Genomic DNA, 21,722 nt, shown 5'->3' with positions numbered 1-21,722 from the left:
GGCGAAACCCTTAGCGATGGCCGTACACGCGCGGACGCGTGTAATAGTCGATGAGCGGAACGGTAATGTTGGCAAGCAGGACGGCAAATGCCACGCCGTCCGGGTAACCGCCAAAGCTGCGGATGAGCCATACCAGCAAGCCCGCCAGCGCGCCGAAGATCAGGCGGCCGCGGTTAGTCGTTGACGCCGTAACCGGATCCGTCAGGATAAAGAAAGCACCTAACATGGTCGCACCGGAGAGCAAATGCATCTGTGGGCTGGCCAGTGATTCAGGAGAGAAGACCCATCCCAGCGTCGCGCAAACCGCCAGCGTCACGAGGAAGCTGACCGGAATATGCCAGCGAATAGCTTTCTGCTGCAGCAGGAACAGGCCGCCCAGCAGATACGCCAGGTTGACCCATTGCCAGCCAGCACCTGCCAGCATGCCGCTGTAGATGGCGGATTTCATGATCTGCTCAACGCTGTGCCCGGCATGCAGGGACGTTTTAAAGGTATCGAGAGGCGTCGCCTGGCTGATGCCGTCCACACCCATACGCAGCGCGTTCATATCAGTGCCGATTGCCGTATGGCCGGTAAAGATAACGTGCAGAGCATCCATAAAGCCCGGAACCGTGGCTGCAATCTCGTGCGGTGGCAGCCAGCTGGTCATCTGCACCGGGAAGGAGATCAGCAGCACCACATAGCCAATCATCGCCGGGTTAAACGGGTTATGGCCGAGCCCGCCATACAGCTGTTTGGCAATAATCACGGCAAACACGGTACCGAGGACCACCATCCACCATGGGGCGAACGGTGGAATACTGATGGCCAGCAGCAAGCCGGTCAGCAGCGCGGAATTGTCGGCAAGAATGCGGGAGACAGCCGTCTTGCGCAGCTTAAGCACAAGGGCTTCCGCCGCCAGGGCGCTGGCACAGCCCTGGATTATCTGGAACAGGGTTCCCCAGCCGAAAAACCAGCACTGAACGGCAATGCCCGGCAGCGCCGCCAGGCAGACCAGCATCATGATGCGCGATGTCTGGCGCTGATTGTGGGTGTAAGGGGAGCTTGCGATTCTGAAAACCATTTAATCCTCGTTAACTGCTTGCTGTGCGGCTTTCTTCGCCTGAACGCGCGCAATGGCGGCGGCGACAGCGGCCTTGCGCGGGTCATCGTTGGCGGCCTGCGGTTGCTCTTCCTGTTGCGCCGCCTTACGGGCTTTGGCGCGGGCAATCGCCGCTTCGACGGCGGCTTTACGCGGATCGACAGCTTCCTGTTCAACCACGACCTGCTGCTCTCCGGCTTTACGGGCTTTGGCCCGGGCTATTGCCGCTTCAACGGCGGCTTTACGCGGATCGATCTCAGCATCTGCCTGGACCGTTTGCGCTTTTTCAGCCTGACGGGCGCGCGCTGCGGCCTTACGTGCTTCACGCGCGGCGATGGCTTCGCTGTTATCAGGTTTCTCACCCGCCGGGATCACCACAGGCTGTGCTGCGGTCGCTTTTTTCTCACGAACGCGCGCCAGCGCGGCGTTAATGGCATCCTGATCTTTTTCGGCAGGCTGAACGGCGGCCTGCTTATGGCGTTCCTGACGGGCGACTTTTTCGCGTTCCAGTCGCGCCTGGCGCGCTTCAAAGCGCGCTTTGGCTTCCGCAGCACGTTTTTCTTCCATGGAGATGGTATAAATCTCGGCCTTCTCCTGGCGGAAATACTGCACCAGCGGGATGTTGCTCGGGCAGACCCAGGCGCAGGCACCGCATTCAATGCAGTCGGCCAGATTGTGGGCTTTAGCTTTGTCGTGCAGCTGGCCTTTGCTGTACCAGTACAGCTGCTGCGGGAGCAGGTCCGCCGGACAGGCATCGGCGCAGGCGCTGCAGCGGATGCAGCCTTTCTCTTCCTGCTCCTCGCCCATCTCGGTCGGGGAAGGCGCGAGCAGACAGTTGGTGATTTTCACTACCGGAACGTCCAGCCACGGGAGGGTGAAGCCCATCAGCGGGCCGCCCATGATCACCATCTGGTCGCTGCCCGGGCAAAACTCAGCCTGTTCCAGCAGATGACGCACCGGCGTACCCAGACGCGCCCAGACGTTGCCCGGACGAGAAATCGACTCCCCGGTCAGCGTCACCACGCGCTCGGTTAACGGTTCGCCGTCAATCACCGCGCGCTTCACGGCATAAGCGGTGCCGACGTTTTGCATCAGCACGCCGATATCCGAAGAGCGTCCGCCGTGCGGGACCTGCTTGCCGGTGAGAATTTGCGTCAGCTGTTTTGCGCCGCCAGAAGGGTACTTGGTCGGGATAACGCGCAGGCTAATATCGTGACTGCCCGCCAGCACGGCGCGCAGCATTGAAATGGCCTGCGGTTTATTGTCTTCGATACCAATCAGCACTTCCCGTGGCTGCAGAATGTGCGCAAGGATGCGGATGCCTTCCACCACCTGGGCGGCACAGTCTTGCATCAGACGATCGTCGGCGGTGATATACGGTTCGCATTCGGCGGCATTGATAATCAACGTCTGAATGTTATCGCCACCGCCGCGCAGTTTGACGCCGGTCGGGAAGCCTGCGCCACCCAGTCCGGCGACGCCGAACTGATGAATTCGCTCGATAAGCGCTTCGCGGGTGTGGGAGCGGTAATCGTTCCAGCCGTCACGATCGACCCAGCGGTCTTCGCCGTCGGCTTCAATCATCACGCTCAGTTCCGACAGCGCGGACGGATGAGCCACCGTGTGAGGGGCGATGGCGACCACCTTACCGGAGGTTGGCGCGTGCACCGGCAGCATGCGTCCGCGACCAAAGGTCAGCGGCTGGCCGCGAAGAACCGTATCGCCTTCTTTCACGCACAGCTCACCCTCAGCGCCAATATGCTGCTTGAGCGGCATCACGTAACGCGTCGCCAGCGGAATTTGACGCAGCGGCGTGCCGTTGGACTGGGTTTTCATTTCCGGTGGATGAATACCGCCGTCAAAATCCCAGATTTTCTCTTTTCTGAAAGCAGAAAATAACTTAAGCATGTTGTTCCACAGGAATGATGCGAACCGGAATGGTTTGAAGATCCCATTTCCAGCTTTCGGTAGTCGTTTCAACCGGGCGCAACTCGATGCATTGCGTCGGGCAGGGGGCCACGCAGAGGTTACAGCCGGTGCACAGATCCGCCACGACGGTGTGCATGGCGCGGGTTGCGCCAACGATGGCGTCAACCGGGCAGGCCTGAATACATTTGGTGCAGCCGATGCAGTTGGCTTCGTCGATTACTGCCAGGGCGCGAACCGGCTCCTGCACTTCCGCATCGCCATCAACGGGCTGCGGATCAACGTTAAGCAGGGTCGCAATTTTCAGCATCACCGCTTCGCCACCGGGCGCACAGCGGTTAATTTTTTCACCCTGAATCCCTACCGCTTCGGCATAGGGGCGACAGCCGGGGTAGCCACACTGCCCGCACTGGCTTTGCGGCAGCAGCTCATCAATTTTCTCAACAACAGGATCGTCCTCTACCGCGAAACGGCGGGAGGCGTAACCCAGGATAAGGCCAAACACCAACCCCAGGACGCTGATAGAGGCGATGGCAATCCAGATAGCATTCATTACAACTTCACCAGACCACTAAAGCCCATAAAGGCCAGAGACATTAAACCTGCGGTCACCAGCGCAATCGCGTTACCGCGGAAGGGCGCAGGGATATCCGCTGCCGCCAGACGCTCGCGTATCGACGCGAACAGGACCATAACAAATGAGAAACCAACGGCGGCGGAAAAACCGTACAGCGCCGACTGCATAAAGTTATGGCCGAGGTTGATGTTCAGCAGCGCTACGCCGAGAACGGCGCAGTTGGTGGTGATCAGCGGCAGGAAGATACCCAGCAGGCGATAGAGCGCCGGGCTGGTTTTACGCACCACCATTTCGGTAAATTGCACCACCACCGCGATGACCAGAATAAAAGCCAGCGTACGGAGATAGATTAACCCCAGCGGAATGAGGATCCAGGTATCAATCAACCACGCGCAGATGGACGCCATCGTCATGACGAAGGTCGTCGCCAGCCCCATGCCCATCGCCGTTTCCAGCTTTTTGGACACGCCCATAAACGGGCACAGACCAAGAAACTTCACCAGAACGAAGTTGTTAACCAGCACGGTGCCGACAAAGAGCAGTAAGTAATCGGTCATTATTTAGCCTGAAATAAAAAAGCCGCCTATTATCGGACAAACCAACGCAGGCGACAACAGGTTATCTGTAGGGTTATTACGGGTTCACGAAGGTGTTTTTCACCCGCGTCGAACGTTTGAAATAGGGCACCAGCAGCGCCGCGGCCAGTAGCGGGAAAAGCAGCTGACGAACGGCCAGAGCGTCTGATACGGGTGAAAAAGCAAACGCTTTCACCGCCAGCAGGACCGAAATCAGCAGCCAGATGATGTAGTGCTTAGGCACACTCTTGCGGCGCTTAAAGAAGGCAATGGTCAGCCACAGCGTGTAGTACCACATTCCAATCGCGAAAATGAACGACACAAACCACATCGCAATATTCAGCACGCTTTGCGACATCAGGGTCTGGATGGCGTGAGGGGTAATCAGTGCGGTGGTATACAGCAGCAGCGCAAGTGATGCGCTTAACAAGGCAACCAGCAGCCATGCCAGTGGGGCGATTAACCAGCCTCCAATGCGTTCTCCAGGCGTTGCGGTCATGAACTCTCCCATAATCTGCGCGAAATGTTGTACAGCCAGTTTGCAGGGCGGAGAGTATATAACATTTCGCGCGGATGGCTACTTTCTTATAAAACGTAACGCCATACGGACTTAGGCACTTCACCGACGTTGAACAAACGACCGCCGGAGACCAGCTCCGCACGGCGATGGTCAGCGGCGCGATACATATTAATGATGTCCTGATTATCCGACAGGGTGTAGTTCAGATGGTCAAACAGTTTTTCCAGGCTCTCAAGCGAATTGATCTTGCGAAATTTTAATAAATAGTCCTGAACTGTCATATTAATAAGTTTCCATATAAAAGTGAGTAATACCAGTTAAGGTAATTCGTTCGAATAATAAACGGATTAATAAAGACGTAAACAGCCCACTCAGGTAACGCGACGAAATTAGGAGTTTTCTTTGCTGAAATTCAGGCATCAGACGATGCCTGGAAGAGAAGGTTAACCGTGTTCACCAGGGCTGGCAATAAGTAACTGACATATTATGTCACTCTTTATTGCAGTAACCGGTTACTTAGGTTGGGCGACGGTGACAGGCTCCGGCGGCTGGTAGTTATCGATATGGCTGGCAACACCCAGCAAAATGACCGAAACCCCAAGGACAATCCATCCCGCTAATTCAATGATTCGATTAATAATTGACGTCATGATTCGTAATTGTACTTTATCCATAAATACTGGGCGCAAATGTTACAGCGACGTTTCCCCGACGGCAAGCGCTTTGGGAACGGTTCCCTTAAACAAAATCAGTAGGTTAATACTATGTAACAAAAACAACCCGTACAACCTGCTATTTTAAGTCATATGGCACATTATTAATCTGTGGTCATGCCAGGCTAGCCAGTGTGAAATAAGAACGTCATAAAAGAGGATGGCACTATGAGTGATAATATCCGCGTTGGGCTTATCGGCTACGGGTACGCGAGCAAAACGTTTCATGCGCCTCTGATAGCCGGGACGCCGGGGATGGTGCTGGCTGGGGTATCCAGCAGCGATGCCGCTAAAGTCCATGCCGACTGGCCTTCCGTGCAGGTTGTCTCTGAGCCAAAACACCTTTTCAACGATCCGAATATTGATTTAATCGTCATCCCCACGCCGAACGACACCCACTTTCCGCTGGCAAAGGCCGCTCTGGAAGCCGGTAAACATGTGGTTGTCGATAAGCCCTTTACCGTCACGTTGTCTCAGGCGCGCGAGCTGGATGCGCTGGCAAAGAGTCTGGGCAGGCTGCTGTCGGTGTTCCATAACCGCCGCTGGGACAGCGACTTTCTGACGGTAAAAGGGCTTCTCAGTGAAGGCACGTTAGGGGAGATCCTCTTTTTTGAATCGCACTTTGACCGCTTCCGGCCGCAGGTAAGAAACCGCTGGCGCGAGCAGGCCGGTCCGGGCAGCGGTATCTGGTACGATTTAGCCCCGCATCTGCTGGATCAGGCCGTCAATCTTTTTGGTTTGCCGGTGAGCATGACGGTCGATCTGGCTCAGCTCAGACCCGGAGCGCAGACAACCGATTACTTCCACGCGGTGCTCAGTTACCCGCAGCGGCGGATTGTGCTGCACGGCACGATGGTCGCGGCCGCAGAATCGGCCCGTTATATCATTCACGGTACGCGCGGGAGCTACGTGAAGTTTGGTCTCGATCCGCAGGAAGACCGACTGAAAAGCGGTGAACGTTTGCCGCAGGAAGACTGGGGCTATGATATGCGCGACGGCGTGGTCACGCGGGTTGAAGGTGAAGAGCTCGTAGAGGAGACCTTGCTGACGATCCCGGGTAACTATCCGGCCTATTATGCGGCCATCCGCGATGCGCTGAACGGCACGGGAGAAAATCCGGTTCCGGCCAGCCAGGCGATTCAGATTATGGAGCTGATTGAGCTGGGCATCGAATCTGCCAAACATCGCGCCACGCTCTGTCTGGCATAAGTTTAAACGTTTTTGTAGGCCGGGTAAGGCGTAGCCGCCACCCGGCAAAAGGGTTTACGCGGTTGCCACCTTATCCCGAAGCGCCTGCTTCTCTTCAGGCGTCAGGAAGGCAATTTCCAGCCCGTTGATCTGCGCCTGACGGATCTGCTCGCGGCTTAGACCCGCCTGCGGTGCGGCGATGTTGTACTCGTGGATGATATCCACGCCCTGAACCGCCGGGTCGTCAGTGTTTAGCGAGGCCAGCACGCCGTGCTCGAGGAACGTTTTCAGCGGATGATGCGCCAGCGTTGCCACGGTGCTGGTCTGAATGTTAGACGTCAGGCACGACTCAATCCCGATACGCTGCTCCGCCAGGAAATCCATCAGGGCGCGATCTTCTACGGCCTTCACGCCGTGACCGATACGCTCGGCACCCAGCTCGCGGATGGCCTGCCAGATGCTTTCCGGGCCAGCCGCTTCACCTGCATGCACGGTAATGTGCCAGCCGGCATCGCGCGCGCGGTTGAAGTGGGAGAGGAACAGACTGCCCGGGAAGCCCAGCTCGTCGCCGGCGAGGTCGATGGCGGTGATGGCATCGCGATGGGCCAGCAGCGCTTCCAGCTCCTCCAGGCAGGCGGCTTCGCCGAACGTGCGGCTCATAATGCCAATCAGACGGGCCTGAACGTCGAAGGTTTTACACCCTTCGCGGACGCCTTCAATGACGGCTTCCACCACGCCTGCAACGGGCAGGCTGTGGGTCATCGCCATGTAGCCCGGCGAGAAGCGCAGCTCGACGTAATGCAGGCCGTTACGGGCCGCATCTTCAATGTTCTCAAACGCCACGCGGCGGCAGGCATCCAGCGAGGCCAGCATCTTCACGCCCCAGTCGAGTTTGCTCAGGAAGCTGACCAGGTCCGGTTCACTGGAGGTTACCTGAACGTGAGGGATCAGCGACTCAAGCGTCTGCGCAGGAAGCGTTAAATTGAACTGGCGGCCAAGATCGAGGATGGTTTGGGCACGAATGTTACCGTCCAGGTGACGATGAATATCAGTTAAAGGCAGGCGTGTATCAATCATGGTCGCACTCTTTTCTGGTTAAAGTGCGCCATATTATAAAAACAAAACGGGGTAAAAAGCTATTTGCGCAAGGGAAAATTCCATTGCGCAAACCGATCACAGGAGTGTGTTAATTCCGGCAATGAGGCGTTGAACGCCTTGTTCCAGCTTGCTGCGCGGGCAGCCCGCATTCAGACGCACGAAGCCATTTCCCTCTTGGCCGTAGGTACATCCCGGCATGATGGCGACTTTTTGCTGCTCAATCAGCACTTTTTGCAGCGCCCGATCGTCAATATTCAGCGGGCGCAGGTCAATCCAGGCCAGATAGGTCGCTTCTGGCGGCTGCCAGTTCAGTTTCGGGAAAGCGCTGTTTACTTCCTGTGCGATATACAGCAAATTCTCTTCCAGATAACCCCGCAAGGCATCCAGCCACGGCGCTCCCTGCTGATAGGCGGCGATATGCGCCGTCAGTGCCAGCACGGAAGGGGAAGAGAGTCCGTCCCGACCTTTTAGCGCGCTGAGATAGCCGTTACGGCTCTCTTCATCGCCAATCAGGCCGTAAGCGCCCGTCAGCGCCGGAATATTAAAGCTTTTCGAGCCGGAGGAGAGAAGCGCCCATTTGCCGCGCGCCACGTCGTTCCACGGCGTGTGACGATGCTCTCCCCATACCATGTCCATATGAATTTCATCGCTGATGACCGCCACGTCATAGCGCTCACACAGTTCCGCCATCTGCGTCAGCTCATCGCGCATCCAGACCTTGCCGGTCGGGTTTTGCGGGCTGCACAGTAGCAAAATTTTGTTTTCAGGTTTCGCCAGGACCGCTTCCAGCGCAGCCATATTTCCCTGCCAGCCTGCGGCATGCTTTTCCATCTCAACGGGCACCACATGACGCGCATTGCCTTCAATGGCTTTGTAAAACGCATCGTATGCCGGGGTGTGTACCACCACGCCGTCACCGGGGTTGGACCAGAGACGAATCAATTCAGAGACCATATAAATGACGGAAGGACCATAAACGACAGATTCGGTCTCAATCTGGCTGTGAAAGCGCTGCTGGAACCAGTGCGCGATGGCGGCGAGAAACTCATCGTTCTTCCAGCGGCTATAGCCCAACACGCCGTGATTGATGCGCTGATGCAGCGCGTCGGTAATGCAGGGAGCGGTGGCGAAATCCATATCTGAGATGGTGAAGGGCAGCAGATCGGCTGCGCCAAAGCGGTCGGCGACGTAGTCCCACTGCGTACACCAGGTGCCGTGTCGATCCACGACGGTAGAAAAATCAAACATGACGTTAATCCTTAAAGTAAAACCCCCTCATGAGAGGGGGCTGAGGCATCAGGCTTCTACTGTTCGCATCAGGGTTGCCAGCTCATCCTTCACCGACTGTACCTGCGGGCCGATAACCACCTGCAAATTGTGCTGATTTAACTGTACCACGCCAATGGCCCGGTTGGCTTTCAGGGCGTTGGTATCCACTTTTGACATATCCGCCACCGACAGACGCAGGCGGGTAATACAGTTATCCAGAGAGGTGATGTTATCCGCACCGCCCAGCGCCGCCAGAATGGCTGGGGTGTTATAGCCGGATTTGCCCACGGTCCCGGCAACCGCCTGTTCAACGCTGCTTGCCGTATCGGTATCGCGGCCAGGCGTTTTCAGGTTAAAGCGGGTGATGGCGAAGCGGAAGATGCCGTAGTACACCGCGAACCAGATAGCCGCCACGACCGGCACCAGATACCACTTGGTGGACAGGCCGTGCAGGATCCCGAACACCACGAAGTCGATCACGTTGCCGTCGGTGTTGCCGATGGTAACGCCCAGCACCGCCATTACGGTAAAGCCCAGACCGGTCAGCACCGCGTGGATGAGGTACAGCACCGGTGCGACGAACAAGAACAGGAATTCGATTGGCTCGGTCGTACCGCCCACGACGCAGGCGATCACGCCGGAAATCAGCAGACCTTTAATTTTATGACGGTTTTCCGGGCGGGCGCAGTGGTACATCGCCAGCGCGGCACCCGGCAGCCCGCCGAGGAAGGCCGGCATTTTACCCTGAGACAGGAAGCGGGTGGCACTTTCGGAGAAGCCGTGAGTGGTCGGGCAGCTCAGCTGCGCCTGGAAAATGGTCAGCGCGCCGCTCACATCGTGACCGCACACCTCCATCGTACCGCCCGCTTCGGTGAAGCGAATCAGGGCCACCAGGATATGCTGCAGGCCAAACGGCAGCAGCAAACGCTCGCCGGTGCCGAAGATCATCGGACCAAAATCTCCCGCGCCGTTGATGATGCGGCCAATGCCGTTGATGCCCATCGCAAAGACCGGCCAGATCAGCGGAATGATCAAACCGAACAGACCCATTACGACCAGCGTGATAATCGGCACGAAGCGGGTACCGCCGAAGAAGGCCAGGGCATCCGGCAGACGGATATTATGGAAGCGCTCGTGCAGCATCCAGATAATGACCCCGGCGATCACCGCCCCGAGGATCCCGGTATCAATAGACTGAATACCGATCACGCTCTGAATGTTGTTGGCCTTCAGCACGGCAGCGTCGGTGGTCGGCAGAATGCCTTTCGCAGTCAGCCAGAAGTTAACCGCCAGGTTCATCACGGCGTAACCCACAAACCCGGCAAACGCCGCGACGCCTTTGTTTTCGCGCGCCAGGCCCAGCGGGATAGCGATACAGAACATGACGGGCAGGAAACTAAACGCAAAGGAGCCGACTTTACTCATCCAGATAAAGATCGCCTGCAGCACGGGGGTACCGAGGAACGGGATCAGCGTGATGACGTCTTTACTGCTTAGCGAGCTGCCGATCCCGAGCATGATCCCACAGAACGAGAGGAGTGCCACGGGCAGCATAAAGGTTTTACCCAGTTGCTGGAAAAATTCCCACAGCGATATTTTTTGTGCTGCTTTCGCCGTCATAAAACGACTCCTTTATTGTTAAAATCAGTTTGTCTGCTTCAATGCTGCGAGAAGATAAAACGTTTTATCAAAGTTTAGTGCGCGCTAAATCACATTCTCAGGCTTTGACTGGTAGTATAAAGATAACGTATTGATAAAACGTTTTACCGATCTCATTTCAGGGAGTCACGCCGACACATGGCTGTAGCGAAAAAAATCACCATCAACGATGTCGCGCTGGCGGCGGGTGTTTCTGTCAGCACCGTTTCTCTGGTGCTAAGCGGAAAAGGGCGCATCTCTCCTGCGACCGGTCAGCGGGTTAACGAGGCGGTTGAACAGCTGGGTTTTGTGCGTAACCGCCAGGCGTCGGCGCTGCGCGGCGGGCAAAGTGGGGTGATTGGCCTGATTGTTCGTGACCTGACGTCACCCTTCTATGCGGAGCTGACCGCCGGGTTAACCGAAGCGCTTGAAGCGCAGGGTCGGATGGTCTTTCTGCTTCACGGCGGTCGCGAGGCCGATCAGCTTCTCTCCCGGCTCGATATGTTGCTGAACCAGGGGGTGGACGGGGTGATCGTCGCCGGGGCGTCGGGCGTGGGCAGTGAACTGTGCGAGCGCGCCGCCGCGAAAGGCGTGCCGCTGGTGTTTGCCTCGCGCGCGAGCTACCTGGACGAGGCCGATACGCTGCGCCCGGATAACATGCAGGCCGCGCAAATGTTGACCGAGCATCTTATTCGTCGCGGGCATCAGCGCATTGCCTGGCTGGGTGGTAAAAGCTCGTCCCTGACCCGCGCCGAGCGGGTAGGCGGCTACTGCGCGACGCTGATTAAATACGGTCTGCCGTTCCACAGCGAATGGGTCGTGGAGTGTGAGTCCAGCCAGAAGAAAGCGGCGGAAGCGATAGGCGCGCTGCTACGAAGCAATCCGACGATCAGCGCCGTGATTTGCTACAACGACGTGATTGCCATGGGCGCCTGGTTTGGCCTGATCCGCGCCGGGCGTCAGAGCGGCGAGGGCGGGGTGGAAACCTTCTTCGGCCACCAGGTGGCGCTCGGGGCGTTCGCCGACGTCGGTGAAAATGCGCTCGACGATCTGCCGATCGTCTGGGCCACCACCCCTGCGCGAGAGATGGGCTACACCCTGGCGGACAGGATCATGCAGCGCATCGACAATACGGATGTGCAGGCCGGGCACCAGATTGTGGCGGCGCGGCTGGTGACGGTGAAATAGTCAGTGCACTTGCCCGGGCCTACAACGGCTCGGGATCGTAGGCCGGATAAGCGTCAGTGCCACCCGGCAATAAAAAACCCCTCATACGAGGGGTTTGACGTTTACTGCTGCGGTGCCGCCGGTTCGGCTGGTGCCACCGGTTCAGCCGGTTCCGGCATCCCCAGCGTCGGCATACCAAACATGCCGACGAAGTCTTCCAGCGGCATCTTGTCACCGTTGAGCGTTACCTGGCCGTTGGCATACTGCAGGCTGGTGGAAATCGTGTTGTTTTCCACCTTCGTGATGCGGAACATCTGGCCCATGGCCGCCAGACCTTTCACCTGCTGGTTAGCCAGTTTTCCGGCGTCTTCATCACCGTAGCCTTCCAGCTTCGCAATCTGGGTCATAAACTCGGTCGCCATATCCATCGGAATGGTCAGCTTGCTGTCGAGCGACTTCACGCTGCGATCCACTTCCTGCGCCAGCGTCTGCGGTTCACCCGTTGCGGTTGCCGGATCTTTCAGGAACAGAGACAGGTTGAAGTTGGTTTCGCCTTTGCTGTTTTTCCAGCTCAGCGGCGCAACGGTTACCACCGGCTCGCCTTTCAGCAGGATAGGCAGGTTGTTGAACAGCACCGCCATGGCCTGCTGCTGGTACACCTCAGGGTTCTGCTGCAGCGCGGCATCGGTCAGCAGCGCCTGGCTCTCTTTGCTGTATTTCTGGCTAAACTCGTGCCACGCCTGGCCGTCGATATTGCCGATCTTCAGCGACAGTTTGCCGGTGCCCAGATCCTGATTCTGCACTTTCAGGCTCTTCAGCGTGTAGTCCAGCTGCGTGTTGATGCTCTTACCGTCTTTGGAAACGTCGGATTTGCCATTGACGTCCATGCCTTCCAGCACGGCCATCTCTTTTCCTTCAACCGCAATGGCAACCTTGTCGAGAGACAGTTTTTGATCGCCGATACGCTCCTGGAAATCGGTCATGCGGCTGTTGCCGTCGGCTTTCAGGTTGCTGAAGGTGAGCTGAACTTTTTGGTTATATTCGTTCACGGCATTGACCAGGCCGCTTTCCGCTTCACCCGTCAGGGAGAATACGTTTCCGTCGCGGTCTGCATCGAGTTTGAAGTGGCCGCCGCTGAAGGCGACTTTCTCATTCTCTTTCTCGTAGTTCAGCGCTTTCAGAGCAATATTGGAACTTGTGTCGCCGGCATAACTGATACGGGTATTAATGTCGAAAGGCGATTCATTCTTCGCCAGGTCAAACAGCGGTTTGGTGACGTCGTTATTCACCAGCACGGTATGAACAGACGCCATCGACGGGATCAGGTTAAAGGACTTCAGCTGCGCCAGCGGCAGCGGACCGTGGCTCACCACCTCATCCAGCACCACGCTCTGGCCCTGTTTCAGCCAGCCGTTTTCAGTACCGGCAACCGGCTTCACCACCAGCTTCATACGGCTGGTAAACACACCGCGCTGATAATCCTGGTAGCTCAGCTCAAGGCCCGCCTCCGGTGCGCTGCGCTTAATCTCTCCGTTAGCCTGCGCCACCATCTCAGCCAGACGGCCTTCCAGCTGTTTCCCGGTAAACCAGGAGGCACCCGTCCAGACCACGCCTAACGCTACAATCACTCCAACCGCTACGACCGATTTTTTCATTGCGACTATCCCTAAAATGAAACCAGGCGGTAAAAACCGCCTGGAGATATTAAGCCTGCAACTAGCTTAGCAAGAGTTGTTAAAAAATTCAGTAAGTGCTTAAAGCTTATTGAAAACGCGCGCCAGGCGACCGGTGCCGCTTACGCTGATCGGTGACTCAGTGGCTGCAACGAATGCTGACTCACCGGGCTTAAGCACCAGACGCTGTTCGCCTTTATGCAGCGTCGCTTCGCCCTCCACGCAGAACAGAATCGCCGCGCTCTCCTGCGCAATGGCGGTTTCGGCCTGGTTCAGGTCGTGCAGGGAGAAAGCAAAATCTTCAACCGGAATCGGGAAGTCCAGCTCTGCGCCGTTTTTCACCGGCTGAGTCAGCAGCTCCGCGGCAGGTTTCGCCACGAACTTCACGTTGGCAACCAGCTCAGGGATGTCGATGTATTTCGGCGTCAGGCCCGCGCGCAGCACGTTGTCGGAGTTGGCCATCACCTCCAGCGCCACGCCCTGCAGATAGGCGTGCGGGGTTTCAGCGAACAGGAACATCGCTTCACCCGGATTGAGCTTCACCACGTTCAGCAGCAGAGGAGAGAACAGGCCGCTGTCGTCCGGGTAGAATTCACAAATCAGACGGATGGTCTCCCACGGTTCGCCTTGCTGGCTGCCCAGGGCTGCTTTCAGCACCGCCAGCGCGTGAGATTTATCTTCACCCTGCATATTCAGCAGGCTGGCAAACAGCTGGCTCAGCGCGTCTGCGTTCGGGTTTTCGAGGAAGTGGGCGATAGCCTTGTTGGCACCCGCGACCGGTTGCAGCAGAGAAACGATCTCTGAAAACTCGCGGAACGCATTCATCGCCAGGAACGGGGTCAGCGCAAAGACCAGCTCTGGTTTATGGTTAGGATCTTTGTAATTACGCTCGGCGGCGTCTAACGGAATACCCGCCGCGTTCTCTTTCGCAAAGCCGATTTCAGAGGCTTTCTTGTTCGGGTGAACCTGGATGGAGAGCGGCTGATCGGCGCACAGCACCTTGAACAGGAACGGCAGTTCGCCAAAGCGCTGAGCAACCTTGTCGCCCAGCAGCGCGGTTTTATCGGCATCAATCACGTCACGCAGGCTGCGAACCTGACCGCTGGCATCTTTAATTTTTGAGCTGCTCTTCGGGTGTGCCCCCATCCACAGTTCTGCCATCGGCAGGTTGTCCGGGTTCGCGATACCGTAGAGATCCGTTAACGCAGTTTTACTTCCCCAGGCGTAGTTTTGCACTGAGTTAATGAGTTTTTGCATTATCAAGCCCTGATTCAATTGTGGAATTAACTCCGGGTATTAAAGCAATAAACCTCGTGGAAGTAACCTGTGGATGTAAAAAGTCGTACTAGTCTCAGTTTTTGTTAAAAAATTGTGTAGGATAAGCTGACTCGCTTTTAAGCCGGGCAGCGGAACATCTGCCCTGAATAAACAGACCGAAGCAGTAAGTGAGAGAACAATGTCGAATAAACCCTTCCATTATCAGGATCCTTTCCCCCTCAGTAAGGATCAGACCGAGTATTACCTGTTAACCCGCGATCACGTCTCCGTCTCTGAGTTTGAAGGACAAGAGATCCTCAAGGTCGATCCGCAGGCGCTGACGCTGCTGGCGCAGCACGCTTTCCACGACGCCTCGTTTATGCTCCGTCCTGCGCACCAGCAGCAGGTTGCCGATATCCTGAGTGACCCGCAGGCCAGCGAGAACGATAAATACGTTGCCCTGCAGTTCCTGCGTAACTCAGACATCGCGGCGAAAGGTGTTCTGCCAACCTGCCAGGACACCGGCACGGCGATCATCGTCGGTAAAAAAGGCCAGCGTGTCTGGACCGGCGGCGGTGACGAAGCGGCCCTGGCGCACGGCGTCTACAACACTTACACCGAAGATAACCTGCGCTACTCGCAAAACGCGGCGCTGGATATGTACAAAGAGGTCAACACCGGCACCAACCTGCCTGCACAGATTGACCTCTACAGCGTCGACGGTGACGAGTACAAATTCCTCTGTATCGCCAAAGGCGGCGGTTCAGCCAACAAAACCTATCTCTACCAGGAAACCAAAGCGCTGCTCACTCCGGGCAAGCTGAAGAACTACCTGGTTGAGAAGATGCGCACTCTCGGCACTGCGGCGTGCCCGCCGTACCATATCGCGTTTGTGATTGGCGGTACGTCGGCTGAAAGCACGCTGAAAACCGTCAAGCTGGCCTCAACCAAATACTACGACGGCCTGCCTACCGAAGGTAACGAGCACGGCCAGGCGTTCCGCGACGTGCAGCTTGAGCAGGAACTGCTGGAAGAGGCGCGTAATCTGGGCCTCGGCGCACAGTTTGGCGGCAAATACTTTGCCCACGACGTGCGCGTGATCCGTCTGCCGCGTCACGGTGCCTCCTGTCCGGTCGGGATGGGCGTGTCCTGCTCTGCGGATCGCAACATCAAGGCGAAGATCAACCGCGAAGGCGTGTGGATCGAAAAACTGGAAAACAACCCGGGTAAATACATTCCGGAAGAGCTGCGTAAAGCGGGTGAGGGTGAAGCGGTTCACGTCGACCTGAACCGTCCGATGAAAGAGATCCTGGCGCAGCTTTCGCAGTATCCGGTCTCGACCCGTCTTTCCTTGAACGGCACGATCATCGTGGGTCGCGACATCGCGCACGCGAAGCTGAAAGAGCGTCTGGACAACGGCGAAGGGCTGCCGCAGTACATCAAAGATCACCCGATCTACTACGCAGGCCCGGCCAAAACGCCGGAAGGCTACGCGTCTGGCTCGTTAGGTCCGACTACGGCTGGCCGCATGGACTCGTACGTTGACCAACTGCAGGCCAACGGCGGCAGCATGATCATGCTGGCGAAAGGCAACCGCAGCCAGCAGGTGACGGACGCCTGCCACAAGCACGGCGGCTTCTACCTCGGCAGTATCGGCGGCCCGGCTGCGGTTCTGGCGCAGGGCAGCATCAAGAGCCTGGAGTGCGTGGAATACCCGGAACTGGGTATGGAAGCGATCTGGAAAATTGAAGTGGAAGATTTCCCGGCGTTTATCCTCGTGGATGACAAAGGCAACGACTTCTTCAAGCAGATCCAGTCATCCCAGTGTTCGGCGTGCGTGAAGTAATTCTGTAAATTGCCGGGTGGCGGCTGCGCCTTACCCGGCCTACGTGTCTGGTAGGTCGGGTAAGCGTCAGCGCCACCCGATACCAAAAAGAGCGCACAAAGCGCCATATCGTTTCCCAGAAGTCATCAATACTTATCCCTTAAGCATGTGAGCAATCCCTCTTTTGTTATCAAGGAGAAAGTAATGACCACGGTACGCCATGAGAAAGACTCGATGGGCGCCATCGACGTCCCGGCCGACAAGCTATGGGGCGCGCAAACCCAGCGTTCGCTGGAGCATTTCCGTATCTCGACTGAAAAAATGCCCGTCTCGCTGATTCAGGCGCTGGCGCTCACCAAACGTGCAGCCGCTAAAGTGAACCAGGATTTGGGCCTGCTGACGGCAGACAAAGCGACCGCCATCATCAACGCCGCCGACGAAGTGCTGGCGGGTAAGCATCCCGATGAATTCCCCCTCGCCATCTGGCAGACCGGTTCCGGCACCCAAAGCAACATGAACATGAACGAAGTGCTGGCGAACCGGGCAAGTGAGTTGCTGGGAGGCGTGCGCGGCATGGAGCGTAAGGTTCACCCGAACGATGACGTCAACAAAAGCCAGAGTTCCAACGACGTCTTCCCGACGGCGATGCACGTGGCTGCAGTGATCGCCATTCGTGAACAGCTTATTCCGCAGCTCAACGTCCTGAAATCTACACTCAACGTGAAAGCGCTGGCTTTCCACGACATCGTCAAAATTGGCCGTACGCACCTGCAGGACGCCACGCCGCTGACGCTCGGCCAGGAAATTTCCGGCTGGGTGGCGATGCTGGAACACAACCTGAAGCACATTGAATACAGCCTGCCGCATCTGGCGGAGCTGGCGCTCGGCGGGACGGCGGTCGGGACCGGGTTAAACACTCATCCCGAATATGCGGTGCGCGTGGCGGAGGAGCTGGCAAACATCACCGGGCAGCCGTTCGTCACGGCGCCCAACAAGTTCGAAGCGCTGGCGACCTGCGATGCGCTGGTCCACACCCACGGCGCGCTGAAAGGGCTGGCGGCCTCGCTGATGAAAATCGCCAACGACGTACGCTGGCTGGCCTCGGGTCCGCGCTGCGGTATCGGTGAAATCAGCATCCCGGAAAACGAACCAGGCAGCTCCATCATGCCGGGTAAAGTCAACCCGACCCAGTGCGAAGCCATGACCATGCTCTGCTGTCAGGTATTGGGCAATGACGTGGCCGTCAACCTGGGCGGTGCGTCCGGCAACTTCGAACTAAACGTCTATCGCCCGATGGTGATCCACAACGTTCTGCAATCGATTCGTCTGCTGGCGGACGGGATGGAGAGCTTTAACGAGCACTGTGCGGTAGGGATTGAGCCAAATCGTGAGCGTATCAGCCAGTTGCTCAATGAGTCCCTGATGCTGGTGACGGCGCTGAATACCCATATCGGCTACGATAAAGCCGCCGAGATCGCTAAAAAAGCGCATAAAGAGGGGCTGACGCTGAAAGCCTCCGCCCTGGCGCTGGGCTATCTGACGGAGGCGGAGTTCGACGCCTGGGTTCGCCCGGAAGCGATGGTCGGTAGCCTGAAATAATCAACCCGCCACATACAGGTGCAGCCGCGGAATAATCAGCTGTAGCGGCTGCGCCTGAGGTCTGTAACGGTGCTGGACATTGTCCGCATCGTAATTCAAAAGCTCACCAATATCTGGCACGATGGCTCCTTGTTCGGCATCATATAGCGCAATCAGCGGTGTCGGACAGGCATACTGAACCTGTTTTTGCTGTCCGGAATACCAGACGCGGGCGATAGGCTGCACCTTCACCGGGCGCTTGATCTTGAGGCGCGTATCCGCCGGTAGAGAAGCGATGCTGTGATACTCCTGCTCCAGGCGCTCAATCCACTGTTCACGCGACCACGGTGCGACGGTGCGCGGCGTCTTCAAACTTTTTTCCAGCTGCGCCAGAATCTCATCCCGGGTGAAGTTTTTAATGATGTGCTTATTCGCCCAGCCGAAGCGCAGCGTAGCGGGGTGACGCAGTACCGTCAGCGTGCGATAGGCGTTAAGGGTTATCAGCCCCGGAAGCTGGCGGTGCACCCATTCAAACCGGGCGGCAGGGGCGAGGCCGGACTCTTCGGTGATGATCTTTTCAAATGCCGCTTTCAGAGTGTTGATATGGGCAATCTGTGTTTCCAGCGCTTCGCGTGTTGTCGCATCGGTTTGCAGGCAGATCACGCCAGGCTGACGCACGGCCGCCTTACTGCTGCGGTTTTCTGACTGCTGCTGGATAAACAGGCGACGATAGTGTTTCAGCGCCAGATCAAGGGCGGCACTGCCGATGTGCTGTTCAACCTCGATGGTATCCAGCGGGTCGTGTTCAGCCCCTTTAGCCACCTCGGGCAGGGTAAAGACGCGCGCGGCCAGCAGACGGCAGGTCTGCAAACGTTCGGTCAGGGTCAGTAGCTCGTGTTCTATTTCCCGAAACGTGCTGTTCAGCCGTTCGAGGAGATCGTATGTCGCCATAAACACTCTCATTAGTTACAACATACTTATCATATAGCACAGCACGCCGGGTCAGGCCAGCGTGCGGTTGAGGTCAGGCAGGAACGGGAAGGGCGATGTTATGGTACACCGGCCAGCTAAAGCAGAAGCGCGCACCGCCGAGCTCGCTCTCTTCGCAATGCACCGTGCCGCCCATCGCCTGCGAGATAGAGTAGACAATCGCCAGCCCCAGGCCGCATCCGCCAGTGGCGCGATCGCGGCTGGGGTCGAGGCGGACAAACGGTTCAAACACGGTTTCTCGCGCTTCCGGGGTAATCCCCGGACCATCATCCTCCACCGTCAGGCTGGCCTGATTGCCCTGCAAATCCAGCCCAATCTGTAGCGTACTCTCGCTGTAACGCATGGCGTTGTTCATCAGATTGTCCAGCACGCGCTCCATCAGGCGCATATCGAGCGCGCCGTAATCACCTGGCGTGACGCGCGTCAACAGCGTGCGCTGCGGGTTCACACTCTGGACATCATCGATGTGGGTTTGCAGCCAGGCAGGCAGGTCCGGCGTACTGAGGTTCAGTTCGTTTTGCGGACGATCGAGGCGGGCGTAGGTCAGCAGCTCCTCAATCAGCGCTTCAAGCTGGCCAATATCGCGGTTAAGTGCCTGAGACTCCGCTTCCGTCAGATTCTCGCTCATCTCCAGACGATAGCGCAGGCGAACCAGCGGCGTGCGCAGCTCGTGCGCAATCCCGTCGATCAATTGCTTCTTACTGGCGATCAGGGCATTGATGTTATCGGCCATCTGGTTAAAGGCCACGCCCAGACGTTCAAAGCTGGAACCGCTGTCGAAGTGAATGCGTTCGGTAAAATGCCCCTCGCCAAAACGCTGTGCGGCGGATTCCAGTTTCAGCATGTCCTGCCAGTGTGGGCGCATCCAGATAAAGACCGGAAACGCGAGCGAAATGGCGATAAAGGCCATCAGCGCCATGTCCAGCAGACGCATCTGGTGCAGATAATAGAGATAGGGTACCGGCCCGACGGCCAGCACGTAATGGCTACGCGGAATACGCTGGATAAAGGTGTATTTCTCATCCAGCGCGACGATGTCCCCATCGCGCAGACGCTGCATGGCGGGCGGATCCAACTCAAAATCTTTTAACGGCTCGATGCGTAAATCGAACGACAGATTCAGATCCAGCTCTTTGAGGGTTTTCGCCCAGTCGTGTGGCGGGATCTCTCTCAGCTCGCTGCGCATCAGATAGAGCGAGCTTTTCATCAGATCGTCCAGCGACTGTCTGCCCGCACGTTCGGCGGTGAATTTATAGACCAGCCCGACCAGCATGGTCATGACCAGGAAGCAGACAAACAGTAAAAGATAAAACTGCACAAACAGCTTTTTCATTGGATCTCACCGAAGAAACGCTTTGTGCAGAATATACATGAAAACCTGTCGATATTTTCATGTCTGTGAAGCGTGTTACATGGCATTCGCGCTGTTTTTTACCTTGGCGATGAGTGTTTCCGTCACGGCCAGTCCTTCCGCAATGTGCATATCAATCACATCGGTCCCAAATTCGTTTATTAAATCCAGGAGAATTTCGTAAGACTGGATGAGTTCAAGGAGGTCAAAGAGCGCTTTTTGATCGGTGTGTGAGGGGGAGGGATGGTTAAGCGCTGCCTGATTAACAATCCATTCAAGATTGGTTTTGATGGTCTCAACTTCATAGTAGCTATACATAATGCATGAGCTTAAATCCTCATTTCAAGATTTTATGAGAGATGTTTCGTGAGAGCTTCACGGTGAACAGAAATAGGTGATGTAGCCGGGGCGGTACGGGCGAAGAAAGGGAAGGAGCAGTTTTAATTATGGAATAGTTCGCGTGCTTAGCAAGTTAATTGTTGCGCAAACGGGCAAATTAACCCGCGAAACAAAGGGCATCATCGCGTAATGCCTTCATTTCGCGCATGTTAGCTTATCCGGAGATCAGGTTTCCCACGCATGCGGGGCAAACAGATAACCCTTGTTACGCACGGTTTTAATGCGGTAGGGCTCGGTAGCGTTATCCTGCAGCTTTTTACGCAGACGCGAAATCGCCACGTCAACGCTGCGGTCCATTCCGTCATAGCTCACGCCCCGCAGGTTTTTCAGCAGCGCGTCGCGGTCCATGATTTGCCCGGCATGCGTTGCCAGCTCCCATAGCAGGTCAAAATCTGCGGTGGAGAGGGCGATAAGCTCGCCAGAGAGCAGCACCTGACGGTTAATGGGGTCAATAGACAGCGTACCGAAGCGCATCGCTTTGTGCGGCGTCAGAGAAGGCGCGGGCGCTTCGCGTTCGATGCTGGCGTGCTGGCGTAAATGGAGGCGCAGGCGAGCGAGCAGGACGGCAGGCGGTGTGGTTTTCAGAATGTAGTCATTGGCACCCATCTCCAGCGACAAAATGTGGTTCATATCGCTGTCCAGTGAGGTGAGCAGGACGATAGGGCCCTCCCACTGGGCGCGCAGGTCACGGCAGAGTGTCATGCCGTCTTTGCCTGGCAACATGATATCCAGCAGCACCAGATCCGGGTTTTCACGGACGACCACCTCTTCGGCACGATCGCCGCGAGGTTCAACAATGACGTCCATATCATGTTTACCCAGATAGGCGGCGATCAGTTGTCCGACTTCGGGTTCGTCTTCAACATAAACAATCTTATTCATACAGCGTCTGTTTTC

At 56.8% G+C, this 21,722-nt stretch carries 20 protein-coding genes; 4 read left to right on the top strand and 16 right to left on the bottom strand.

Annotated elements, in window-relative coordinates; all coding sequences use genetic code 11:
* Nucleotides 1–10 precede the first annotated feature (10 nt).
* From rsxD to blr, 7 genes are all read right to left on the bottom strand, one after another.
* Nucleotides 11–1,063 carry an electron transport complex subunit RsxD gene (rsxD, locus tag FU672_RS09515; RefSeq protein WP_148243074.1) on the bottom strand — a complete coding sequence of 351 codons (1,053 nt, stop codon included), beginning with the start codon at nt 1,061–1,063 and terminating at the stop codon, nt 11–13.
* Nucleotides 1,064–2,989, bottom strand: a complete 1,926-nt coding sequence (gene rsxC / locus FU672_RS09510; RefSeq protein ID WP_148243073.1) for an electron transport complex subunit RsxC — start codon at nt 2,987–2,989, stop codon at nt 1,064–1,066.
* On the bottom strand, nt 2,982–3,560 hold the full coding sequence (gene rsxB / locus FU672_RS09505; protein ID WP_094935204.1) for an electron transport complex subunit RsxB: 579 nt from the start codon (nt 3,558–3,560) through the stop codon (nt 2,982–2,984). Before rsxB ends, rsxC begins: the two co-directional genes overlap by 8 nt.
* Nucleotides 3,560–4,141, bottom strand: coding sequence for an electron transport complex subunit RsxA (gene rsxA, locus FU672_RS09500; protein ID WP_014883581.1), 582 nt, complete (start codon nt 4,139–4,141; stop codon nt 3,560–3,562). Before rsxA ends, rsxB begins: the two co-directional genes overlap by 1 nt.
* A gap of 76 nt (nt 4,142–4,217) precedes the next feature.
* Entirely contained in the window at nt 4,218–4,658 is a 441-nt protein-coding gene (locus tag FU672_RS09495) for a DUF2569 domain-containing protein (RefSeq protein ID WP_148243072.1), read from the bottom strand.
* A gap of 86 nt (nt 4,659–4,744) precedes the next feature.
* The gene (gene ydgT / locus FU672_RS09490) at nt 4,745–4,960 is read right to left on the bottom strand and encodes a transcription modulator YdgT (RefSeq protein WP_013096896.1); all 216 of its coding nucleotides are present in this window, start codon (nt 4,958–4,960) and stop codon (nt 4,745–4,747) included.
* Between the two features lie 231 nt (nt 4,961–5,191).
* On the bottom strand, nt 5,192–5,317 hold the full coding sequence (gene blr, locus FU672_RS09485) for a division septum protein Blr (RefSeq protein WP_168112406.1): 126 nt from the start codon (nt 5,315–5,317) through the stop codon (nt 5,192–5,194).
* 243 nt (nt 5,318–5,560) lie between these two features.
* Between blr and FU672_RS09480 the strand changes: the two genes are divergently transcribed.
* Nucleotides 5,561–6,601, top strand: coding sequence for an oxidoreductase (locus FU672_RS09480; RefSeq protein WP_148243071.1), 1,041 nt, complete (start codon nt 5,561–5,563; stop codon nt 6,599–6,601).
* Nucleotides 6,602–6,655: 54 nt separating this feature from the next.
* Here the strand turns inward: FU672_RS09480 and add are convergent, their stop codons facing one another.
* From add to malX, 3 genes are all read right to left on the bottom strand, one after another.
* Nucleotides 6,656–7,657 carry an adenosine deaminase gene (add, locus tag FU672_RS09475; protein WP_148243070.1) on the bottom strand — a complete coding sequence of 334 codons (1,002 nt, stop codon included), beginning with the start codon at nt 7,655–7,657 and terminating at the stop codon, nt 6,656–6,658.
* Nucleotides 7,658–7,753: 96 nt separating this feature from the next.
* Entirely contained in the window at nt 7,754–8,926 is a 1,173-nt protein-coding gene (locus FU672_RS09470; RefSeq protein WP_148243069.1) for a MalY/PatB family protein, read from the bottom strand.
* Nucleotides 8,927–8,974: 48 nt separating this feature from the next.
* Nucleotides 8,975–10,567 carry a maltose/glucose-specific PTS transporter subunit IIBC gene (malX, locus tag FU672_RS09465; RefSeq protein WP_032638240.1) on the bottom strand — a complete coding sequence of 531 codons (1,593 nt, stop codon included), beginning with the start codon at nt 10,565–10,567 and terminating at the stop codon, nt 8,975–8,977.
* A gap of 177 nt (nt 10,568–10,744) precedes the next feature.
* Here malX and FU672_RS09460 point away from each other — a divergent pair, with 177 nt between their 5' ends.
* Complete coding sequence (locus FU672_RS09460; protein ID WP_148243068.1) at nt 10,745–11,773, top strand: Mal regulon transcriptional regulator MalI; 1,029 nt, start codon at nt 10,745–10,747, stop codon at nt 11,771–11,773.
* Between the two features lie 101 nt (nt 11,774–11,874).
* Here the strand turns inward: FU672_RS09460 and FU672_RS09455 are convergent, their stop codons facing one another.
* Together FU672_RS09455 and manA are read right to left on the bottom strand one after the other, a co-directional pair.
* Complete coding sequence (locus tag FU672_RS09455; RefSeq protein WP_148243067.1) at nt 11,875–13,407, bottom strand: YdgA family protein; 1,533 nt, start codon at nt 13,405–13,407, stop codon at nt 11,875–11,877.
* A gap of 99 nt (nt 13,408–13,506) precedes the next feature.
* Nucleotides 13,507–14,682 carry a mannose-6-phosphate isomerase gene (gene manA, locus FU672_RS09450; protein ID WP_148243066.1) on the bottom strand — a complete coding sequence of 392 codons (1,176 nt, stop codon included), beginning with the start codon at nt 14,680–14,682 and terminating at the stop codon, nt 13,507–13,509.
* 199 nt (nt 14,683–14,881) lie between these two features.
* Between manA and fumA the strand changes: the two genes are divergently transcribed.
* Together fumA and fumC are read left to right on the top strand one after the other, a co-directional pair.
* Nucleotides 14,882–16,528: a class I fumarate hydratase FumA gene (gene fumA / locus FU672_RS09445; RefSeq protein WP_148243065.1), complete on the top strand. Its 1,647-nt coding sequence runs from the start codon at nt 14,882–14,884 to the stop codon at nt 16,526–16,528.
* Nucleotides 16,529–16,711: 183 nt separating this feature from the next.
* Entirely contained in the window at nt 16,712–18,106 is a 1,395-nt protein-coding gene (gene fumC, locus FU672_RS09440; RefSeq protein ID WP_148243064.1) for a class II fumarate hydratase, read from the top strand.
* Here fumC and tus read toward each other — a convergent pair whose 3' ends face one another.
* From tus to rstA, 4 genes are all read right to left on the bottom strand, one after another.
* Nucleotides 18,107–19,036, bottom strand: a complete 930-nt coding sequence (gene tus / locus FU672_RS09435; RefSeq protein ID WP_148243063.1) for a DNA replication terminus site-binding protein — start codon at nt 19,034–19,036, stop codon at nt 18,107–18,109. It abuts the gene before it with no gap.
* Between the two features lie 73 nt (nt 19,037–19,109).
* On the bottom strand, nt 19,110–20,408 hold the full coding sequence (rstB, locus tag FU672_RS09430) for a two-component system sensor histidine kinase RstB (protein ID WP_148243062.1): 1,299 nt from the start codon (nt 20,406–20,408) through the stop codon (nt 19,110–19,112).
* 75 nt (nt 20,409–20,483) lie between these two features.
* Nucleotides 20,484–20,744, bottom strand: a complete 261-nt coding sequence (locus FU672_RS09425; RefSeq protein WP_148243061.1) for a hypothetical protein — start codon at nt 20,742–20,744, stop codon at nt 20,484–20,486.
* 246 nt (nt 20,745–20,990) lie between these two features.
* Complete coding sequence (gene rstA / locus FU672_RS09420; RefSeq protein ID WP_063143057.1) at nt 20,991–21,707, bottom strand: two-component system response regulator RstA; 717 nt, start codon at nt 21,705–21,707, stop codon at nt 20,991–20,993.
* Between the last annotated feature and the right edge of the window lie 15 nt (nt 21,708–21,722).

It is taken from the genome of Enterobacter asburiae, assembly GCF_008080435.1.
Lineage (GTDB): Bacteria > Pseudomonadota > Gammaproteobacteria > Enterobacterales > Enterobacteriaceae > Enterobacter > Enterobacter asburiae_C.
This window is presented reverse-complemented; position numbering and strand designations above follow the sequence as displayed.